General features: G+C 54.7%; 4 protein-coding genes. All 4 read right to left on the bottom strand.

Translation table 11 applies throughout. From position 1 onward, the window contains the following. Nucleotides 1-160: 160 nt before the first annotated feature. On the bottom strand, nt 161-625 hold the full coding sequence (locus tag CUU80_RS10555) for an ATP-binding protein (RefSeq protein WP_100497297.1): 465 nt from the start codon (nt 623-625) through the stop codon (nt 161-163). Nucleotides 626-690: 65 nt separating this feature from the next. After that, a complete protein-coding gene (locus CUU80_RS10550) occupies nt 691-1,068 on the bottom strand; it encodes a type II toxin-antitoxin system PemK/MazF family toxin (protein ID WP_207760123.1) in 378 nt (125 codons plus the stop codon). After that, nucleotides 1,068-1,319 carry an AbrB/MazE/SpoVT family DNA-binding domain-containing protein gene (locus CUU80_RS10545; protein WP_100497296.1) on the bottom strand — a complete coding sequence of 84 codons (252 nt, stop codon included), beginning with the start codon at nt 1,317-1,319 and terminating at the stop codon, nt 1,068-1,070. Before CUU80_RS10545 ends, CUU80_RS10550 begins: the two co-directional genes overlap by 1 nt. An 82-nt stretch (nt 1,320-1,401) precedes the next feature. After that, nucleotides 1,402-6,459 (bottom strand): type ISP restriction/modification enzyme, encoded by a 5,058-nt coding sequence (locus tag CUU80_RS10540; protein WP_165775942.1) that lies wholly within the window; start codon nt 6,457-6,459, stop codon nt 1,402-1,404. Between the last annotated feature and the right edge of the window lie 279 nt (nt 6,460-6,738).

Below are 6,738 nucleotides of genomic sequence, written 5' to 3'. Positions count from 1 at the left end.
AATGAATAACTTACACGACCCCGGCCCCGAACGCAACCCCACCCCCGGCAAACACCACGGAAACCCTTGCAAACACTGGCATCCACCGGCGTGTCGAAAACCGACAAAACCAGACAAGCGTTCCGTGCAAAAAATCTGAGCGAACCCATAGGAACATGACTCAATCCACGTCAAGCAGCCAATCGATAATGTTCATGCCGTATATGCCGTTGTGCGTTTGCGGGAATTCATCCATACTCAGCACGTATTTTGGCCAGTTGTCTTGCACGGCATCGAACACGCCGAACTCACGGTCCACCGTCTGCTGTGAACCAAGCAAGTATGTGACCTGATAGTAGGAAACCGTGTCACCACGTCTGGCGATGAAGTCTATTTCCTTATCCCCCACTTTGCCTACGTGTACGTCATATCCGCGGCGCTTCAATTCCATGTACACAATGCCTTCCAACACCTGATCGATGGCATTAGCGTTGTTCAGGCCAACGGCATGACGCACCACGTCCTTGAACAAGATCGTGGAGAACAGGTCATCATGGCAAGCTCCTCCCCTAGCGCGCTTGAGAATCAGATATATCTGATTCTCAAGCCGATAACCGTATGAGAATCGATCATAATCGATTCTCATACGCAATTGACCTCAGAAATCAGTTATAACTGAAGACGTACAGGAACGCACTCAGACGAAAGACGCTAGTATAAGCGCTCGATGCGCATTGAGGGACGCATGATTCCCCCCAGAAGCATTTCCGTAATGCGTTCCATGACGTCATCGTCTACGGTTGCTATCCTGCGCGCGTATCGCGCATTCAGGTCTAGGCACTTGGCTTGTTCAATCTCCGCCCACCCGTGAATCTCGCCCCCATCTTCCGCCGGAATGATTCCCACGTTAATATGCAGAGGATATTCCCGATTGCTGGTGACCGGCACGGTCATAATCAGATTGTTGAATCGGTTGTATTCGTCATTGCTCACCACAATCAACGGACGTCGCTTATTCTGCTCGTGGCCGGCTGATGGGTCGAGGTCAGCCCAGACGATGTCACCGTAATGATACTTGTTTCCCATCATCAGTTGGTCTCCTGTCCGACGGAAGAAGCAAATCCGTCCTCCACCGGCGCGGGACCGTTATACCCTTTGAACAACTGCCGGTAATCAGGAATGTCAACGTATCTTCTCTTCGCGGGTATGAGTGTAATCATGCCGTTCTCAGCATTGACCTCCAATGAGTCGCCCACCTGCAGCCCGGCACGTTCCATCGTCTCCTTGGACAGGCGCACGCCTTGTCCATTACCCCATTTGACCAACGTTGTAGTACTCATGACCACCCCTTTCGTATATACACAGTATATACCTCACGGTTTTCCCTCACACTCGCGAGTCCACAAACAAGGTGCAAAGCAATCAGCTGATGTTCCATTCGGCGGGCCAGGTGGCGGGGTGTGGGAGTTCTTCTAGGGCTGGGAGACCTTCGACGATGTCAAGGGTTTCCATGCTCACGCGGATGACACGTTCGACCAGGTCCACGATGTACCGTGGATTATCGCTGTAATCGTTCGGGTCGTTGGTGATACCGCTCTTCTTGTCGGTGGTGACCTTATAGCGGTCGATGAGCCAGCCGATAGCGGATTTGCCGTTCACCACATACTCGTAGGCGCGCAGCGGAATACCCTCAATCGTGAGGTTTTCCGCCACTTTCAGCACAGTAAGGTCAGGCACCTTCTTGCCGGTCTCGGCGTCCTTGATCTTCTTCGGATAGGTCATCTTCTCGGTACGGCCCGGGTTCGCGCTGTCGCCTACCTCCATAACCGGCCACGGGTCGATGGACTCGTAGTCGAGATGCAGATGCGCGAGGGCACGGCCGGCCTTCATGAACGCCTTGAAGTCCTTCGCGAGCGGAATGCGCGGCAGTTCCTTCTTCAGGTTGTTGGCAAAACGCTTGCGGTATTCCGGGCTGTGCAGCACGCCATACACGTAGTAGAAGATGTCTTCCTTGGTGATCTTCAAGCTCGGATACGCCTCACGGAAGACCTTCAGGCCCGTGTCGGTGATGGCGTCGTGACGGATATAGCCATGTTCGTCCGCACCCTGCATGTCCGCTTCGGAGAACAATCCGCCGTCGTCTGACGGTTCGACTTTCTCATAGCGGTAGAGAGGGAAGCACTGTGATTGCGTAGAACTGGCCATGCACAAATCTGGAAGTGTTCTGGCAATCAAACATGAAAAATCACCCCTGCTCGATGTTCCTGGAATACCGATTACCAAATTTTCTAAGCATCGAGAGGAACTCTGCTGGTAGGTCATTTCGTTCGGCGCATTTTCCAAGTGGGAACTTTGAGAAGGAATGTGGCTGCTGGTAGGTCCTTTCGGCCGATCGCCTCCGGCGATCGGGAAAATGCGTGGCTGCTGGTAGGTCATTTCGTTCATAAACGAATCGAAATAGACCCATTGCTTGCAGAACGGACGGTAGACGCCCAGGACACAGTGTTCCGAATCATATGGAATCACGGTGCCTTTATCGGCATAATCCTGCAAACGCCTTGTCCAGCTGAATCGAGTGGTATCTTGCTCCAGAGGTGTTCCATCTGCATGATGCAGCTCAATGGCATGATTCATGTTGTTGAGTAAGCGACTCATGTTCGATCGCAAAGCCGGTAACGACATGCTCCATGCCCACGAATCACGTTGAGTCTTCAATCCGCATGACCAGATGGAGAACAGACCGGTTGGCAACTTTTTATTCCCGTCCTGCACTCCTGTCGGGATGAATGTGGTGTAGCTATCGTCACGATGATCGAGCCAGTCACCGTGCTTGTCAGACTGGAGTGATGTCCATGCCGGATCAAATACCGTGGCATCCTTGAGAATGTCGAGCTTCTGTTGGCGGGTGAGGTAGTCGCCGATATCACGGTAGTGGATGGTGCCATGCTCATCCGATCCGGGATTTTTGACAAGCATAGTGATGGCAATGGTCGTCTGGCTCCCCGCGCCAAATATCTGTCCCCCTTCTTTCTTCCAGTCGCGTGAGCGCATATTGCCTTTGAGGTTATACACATAAATTGAGCTAAATTCCTCAACAAAACGTCGGCGTACACCGGCCCCGGCAGCACTGATAAGCCATCCTCCGTTGGAAACAAAGCAGACGATGCCCGAGTCACCAATACGGTCGGATGCCCAACGGAACGCACGGATATAGTGGTCGTACAGCGAATTGTTGTTGTTCGCATCGGAGTTCGCCACATAGGTTTCCTCGATACGTTTATCCAAAGTCGGGTATTTCTGGGTATCGGTCCCGGTATGCCCAACATCGCCGGCTCGGTACGGCGGGTTGCCGATAATCACCTTGATCGGCAGCGCCTTTTGCCGCTTAATGCGTTCGGTGTTTTCAGTGAAGATAGTGTCGTCCAACGTGTCACCTTCCTCATGCATTTGGAAGGTGTCAGTGAGCAAGGCACCAGCGAATGGGACATACCCCCCCCCGATGCGCTTGTGGTAAGACTGTTCGATGTTGATGTCCATGATGGTGGCGGCCAACGGCACGATCTCGTTGGAGTGCAGATCATGCTCGTACTTGTACGGCAGATCCTCAGTGGAAATCAATGATTCGTCTTCGATAAGACGGCAGATATACGTACCGGTGCCGGCGAAACCGTCAAGCACATGCACGCCACGGGAACCCAACGATTGGCCGAACTCACGTTGCAGGGCGCGCTGCACCATATGCAACTGCGCGTCCACGACTTCGACGGGCGTGTAGACGATGCCCAGCGAGTCGGCGGTGTCTTTGAACGCCTTGGTGAAGAACTCGTTGTAGATCTCCTTGATGAGATTCTGCTTGGCAACATCCGTCTCCAACTGGCTGGCGGACAATCTCACCGACGAGTACAAGTCACGCAGGGTCGGATTGCTCGTCACCTCAGGTAATCCGGCCGCATACAGGGCGTTCATCGTACGGTCGAGCCCCTGCACGATCGGGTTGTGTTCGATGACCTCCTTGTTGGTGAACAGTGTCTGGAAGATCGGCTTGGTCACCTCATGCTGCGCCAACACCGCAATCGCATCCGTCTCCGAATAGCCAGGATTGAGGCTGTCCTTCAAACCATCCACAAACTCAAGGAATGATTCACGCGCCGCACCGGGCTGGTCGACCAGCTGATAGATCGCTTCCGCGCGGCGGCGGGTGATGGCCGCGATATCATCAGTCCATTCACCCCAGTAGATCTTCGTACCGCACTTACGCACGATCTGTGCGTTAATGGCCTTCGCCATCTCCCCCAGTTCGAAATCAAGTTCCGGCTGGAAGTTCTTCTCAGCAGGTTTCCCGTCACCATCATCACCGGCATCATCAGCACCCTCAGTGCCGTACACACCTTCGCCGCCGATGCTCGCCACATTACCGGCCGCCTTATCGCGGCGGCTGCTCCGCTTGCGCAGCTTGGATTCATCGAGCACTTCCACCTCGATAATCCTGCGCAGGGAATCCTCATCGCCCAAGGCGGCCGCGTTGATAATCGCATCCAAACGTTCATCATGGCTCCTGAGCGCACGCACCACCTGCCATACCGTTTCATAGGCGCCCGAGGAGAGAATCGCATCCGGGTCCGCACCCAATGGAATCACCACCGGGATAATGATGTACCCGTATTCCTTGCCGGGCGCTTTGCGCATCACGCGACCAACCGACTGGATGATATCCACGCGGCTGCGGCGTGCGTTCAAATAAATCACCGCATCCAAATCCGGCACATCAATGCCCTCGGCTAGGCAACGGGCATTGGAGAGAATATGGCACTCGTTGTCCGCGGTTTTGGCGGCCAGCCAGTCGAGCTTGCCGCGACGCGTGGCCGCATCCATGTCACCATCCACATGGTCGATCTCCACGTGAACCTCATGGTTCGCGGCGATCACCGCCTTGTTCGCATCCGTGTCTTCCAGATTGCGCGTGTAATCATCGATCACCGTGCGGAACTGTGCGCTCAACGCCTTCGAATCCTTAATCGAAGCAGCGAATGCGATGGCATGATGCAGCACACGCTTCGCATCATCCGGGCCAACCTCCGCGGCATGGCGACCGCGATTGACCAGCTCCTCCACACCCTTGGCATGACGGCGATCAAACAGCGCCTTCCAACACCCTACGAACTTGGCCGCATCATCCAGCGGAATCTCGGAATCCTTGGCACTGTACTGCTTTTGCATGGCCGAGCCCATCATGCTTTCGGCCACCTGCATCACCACAATCTTGTAATCGGTGAGCAAACCGAGCGCCACGGCCTTACCGAAGCTCAACCGGTAGGCGATGCGACCATAGACCTGCTCGTCATCCATGCTCGCGATTTCAATCGCGCCTTCCTTGGCCTTGTTCTTCGCACCCTCACCGAAGATGCGCGGCGTGGCCGTCATATACAGGCGCTTCGCGGAATGAATGAAGTCAGCATCATGGACCTTCTGGAAAGCAGCCTCTCCATCCATTACGCCCGTGGTGCGGTGCGCTTCATCGCAAATCGTCAGATCAAAGTCCGGTAGCCCCAACTGCTGAGCATCATGAATCACTTGAATCGACTGATACGTGGAAAACACTACGTTGAGCGCATCCTTATGCGGCTGGAATCGGTTGGCGATGGTCTCCGCATTCGTAGTGGCCGGGAATGGAATATCAGTCAGTTGGCCGTAGGATTCCTGCTCCGACTTGCTCAGTTTGCTGGCCTTGCCGTCCGAGCACACCACGTACACGTTGATATGGCGGGCACGAGTCTGGTTCACCCAGTCGCGCATCGACTGTGAAACCAAGCTGATGGACGGCGCGAGGAAGAGCACCGTTCCACCCTCGCCCACCATCGATTCCGTAAGCCTTAAGGACGTCAATGTTTTGCCAGTACCGCACGCCATGACCAGTAAGCAGCGATCATGGTCCTTGAGTTCGCTCTTCACCGCTTCGATGGCTTCGCACTGATGCGGACGCGGGCTGTAGGTTACGCGACCGGCATTGGTGGCGCTTGCTGAGCCGTCGGCGAATGCCTCCCAATCGAGATTCGATTCGCGCATGGTGTCCATATCGAGGCGCACCAAATCCATATCCGGATGCGAAAGCATGAAGTCCTCAAGCACGGACGTATAGCCAGATACCGTGTCCGCAATCATGTAATGCTGATACCGCTTATCCGCCAGCGCATTCATGAAGAATGTGGATACATCACCGGCAGCCAGCTTCGGCTTGGAATAGCACTTGGCTTGAATCGCCCACAGCGAGCCATCCACATCTTCAGCCACGAGATCAATGCCAGTATCCATCTTGCCGTCGTTGGTGGGTGCCTCATCCCACATCCATACCTGCGTGATGCGCTCCAGCCATGCAGGATCATGTTCCAAGAAGAATTCCACGGCATGCTCAAAGCGAGTCCCCTGCTCACGCTTATCGACCGATTCGGTCACAATGTTCGCGAAAATCTCGTCAATGCTCATCCTGGGCTCCAAAGTCAACATACTTATATGCGACAAGGATACTGTCTTCATGCAGCATTACATGGAAAATTGAGCAGAGGAAGTCAAGGCTGGCGGTGGTGGCGTTTTGTTGGGCTTCGTTGTCCCGTAACCAGCATCCAAGCGGGGACGCGGGCCGGACCCAAACCCCGCGCACACGGGGGACGAATCCCGTGAGAAACGAAAAAGAGGGGGAGCCTGTACAGGCTCCCCCTCACAAGAATAATGCGGCGGCGTGCTACTCTCCCACACCCTATCGAG

Source organism: Bifidobacterium scaligerum, assembly GCF_002802865.1.
Lineage (GTDB): Bacteria > Actinomycetota > Actinomycetes > Actinomycetales > Bifidobacteriaceae > Bifidobacterium > Bifidobacterium scaligerum.
This window is presented reverse-complemented; position numbering and strand designations above follow the sequence as displayed.

Coding starts and splice junctions, on each gene's coding strand:
- CUU80_RS10550 (WP_207760123.1), bottom strand. CDS start 1,068: ATGATGGGAAACAAGTATCATTACGGTGACATCGTCTGGGCTGACCTC.
- CUU80_RS10545 (WP_100497296.1), bottom strand. CDS start 1,319: ATGAGTACTACAACGTTGGTCAAATGGGGTAATGGACAAGGCGTGCGC.
- CUU80_RS10555 (WP_100497297.1), bottom strand. CDS start 625: ATGAGAATCGATTATGATCGATTCTCATACGGTTATCGGCTTGAGAAT.
- CUU80_RS10540 (WP_165775942.1), bottom strand. CDS start 6,459: ATGAGCATTGACGAGATTTTCGCGAACATTGTGACCGAATCGGTCGAT.